This is a genomic window from Dolichospermum planctonicum (assembly GCF_005402965.1).
Lineage (GTDB): Bacteria > Cyanobacteriota > Cyanobacteriia > Cyanobacteriales > Nostocaceae > Dolichospermum > Dolichospermum planctonicum.
The window spans coordinates 1-2,172 of record NZ_BJCF01000101.1; the positions used below are offsets into that span (position 1 = coordinate 1).

Genomic DNA, 2,172 nt, shown 5'->3' on the forward strand with positions numbered 1-2,172 from the left:
CAACTACCACTGAAATAGTTGATAAAGTTATTTCTGTTGCTCTCGATTTGATGAATCCTCAACATTTAAAAAATTGGTTCACTAATTGTTGTTACTGTACCTCATAACACCGGGAAGTGCTGTAATAATAAAACTCTTGTGGTGCGGGCATCTTGCCTGCACCAGGTGTACCTCACTCAAAGCTACTTGCTGTAAGATACAGGACTTACGCAACTGGCACATTGGTAGGGTGCTTTGCTACTGCATACCAGCAAATAAACAGATTGTTGATATCTGACGCACCCTACAACAGATTTTTGGTATGACACTTGCGTAAGTCCTAAGATACAAAAATACCCCACCCTCCCCAAATCAGGAGAAGGTCAGGGGTGTACATCATAAACCTAAAATAGGCTGTAATAGCTTATTTTACCTATACCGTCAAGTTGACCTTAACAATAACATCATTAAAGTCCTTGTCACCACCACCCGTTAGGTCTTCAAAACCAAAGGTATTATCACCTAAAAGCCGCACATGATCAACACCATCTGAGTTAGCAGCGCCGAAGGTGAAGTAAATCCTGGAGTTGATATTGTCGTAATTATCGGGTGTACCACCATTAGTGATAATAAATGGCGCAAAGACAGAACCACCTTGAAGAGTCTTATTGTTAAAAGTCGCAGTTCCGTTGTTATTGACAGCCAAAGCAAGGTCAGAAACACGCCCCCTAACAGCGGCTTGAGCATAACCAGCTTGTTCTGGGAGGATATCAGCACTACCATCTCCATTGGTATCAATACCTCCATTCTCATCAGCGACTTTATAAAAACCAACGAAGTTGTTATAAGCGGCTTCTCGGTTGACAACAAAGTCAGCTTTTACCGGACCATTGATACCCCGCAAATCTAGTAATTCTCCTTGGGGTTTGTTTTGCAGACTTGTAACCTGGCTTATAACTGTATCAGTTGGGATAATATCAGTTGGGGTAATTGTTACCTGCAAATCTTCAAACCCAGCTGTATTACCAGAACCATCTTCCCAAGCCAGGGAGAAGCCATTTCCTAAAGTAGTAGTCCTAACATTAGAAGAAATATCAAAGAGGACATTAGTTTTGGGAGTGGTATTGTTGAGTACAGAATCCGTTGAACCATCCTTAACCAAATAGAATCTCAAATTATTATTAGAATTTAATTCTAACAACCTGCTGAGACTAGATTGATTAAATCCAGCGGGAGGATTACCAAGGAGAGAGAAAATTACCTGACCACGTTGTAACGCCTTCTCGGTATAACCTGCTGCATCGGGTGCAATACCATCTATTGTACCATTGGCATCATCAACAGTAAATACTCCTAGCTCACTATTGAGTTTAGAGTTGTATCCTGTTAATTTAACTTCCAGTCTTTCGTTACTGTCACCTTTTAAAACGAAAGTATTACCACTACTAGGTCTATTTAATGTGGGAGGTTCAGGAACGTTAGTTACACCAATGGTTAATTGTCTCTCAAAAGATAACCCATCTTGGTCTTCGGTTTTAACTCTAATGCTGTAACTTGTTTGGGTTTCAAAGTCAAATACAGTATTAGCTATGAGTTGATTATCAACAATACTAAATAAACTGTTTTCGGTGTCACCATCCCCTGTAACTAAACTATAAGTAAAGGTGTTTCCTGTATCTGGGTCTATGCTGATGAGATTACCAATTACACCATCTGTTTGACCTTCAGCAATTGCGGTGTTGTCAAGCAACAAATCAGTGGGTGCTTCGTTAATGTCGTTAACGTTAATATTTAATTGTTTCTCAAAAGATAACCCATCTTGGTCTTCAGTTTTGACTCTAATGCTGTAACTTGTTTGGGTTTCAAAGTCAAATACAGTATTAGCTATGAGTTGATTATCAACAATACTAAATAAACTGTTTTCGGTGTCACCATCCCCTGTAACTAAACTATAAGTAAAGGTGTTTCCTGTATCTGGGTCTATGCTGATGAGATTACCAATTACACCATCTGTTTGACCTTCAGCAATTGCGGTGTTGTCAAGCAACAAATCAGTGGGTGCTTCGTTAATGTCGTTAACGTTAATATTTAATTGTTTCTCAAAAGATAACCCATCTTGGTCTTCAGTTTTGACTCTAATGCTGTAACTTGTTTGGGTTTCAAAGTCAAATACAGTATTAGCTATGAGTTGAT

Annotated in this window: 1 protein-coding gene; it reads right to left on the reverse strand. The window is 39.1% G+C overall.

The window, feature by feature from the left end; genetic code table 11:
• Positions 1-412: 412 nt before the first annotated feature.
• A partial coding sequence (locus tag FFO06_RS20580) for a DUF4114 domain-containing protein (protein WP_137909688.1) occupies positions 413-2,172 on the reverse strand: 1,760 nt, incomplete at its 5' end.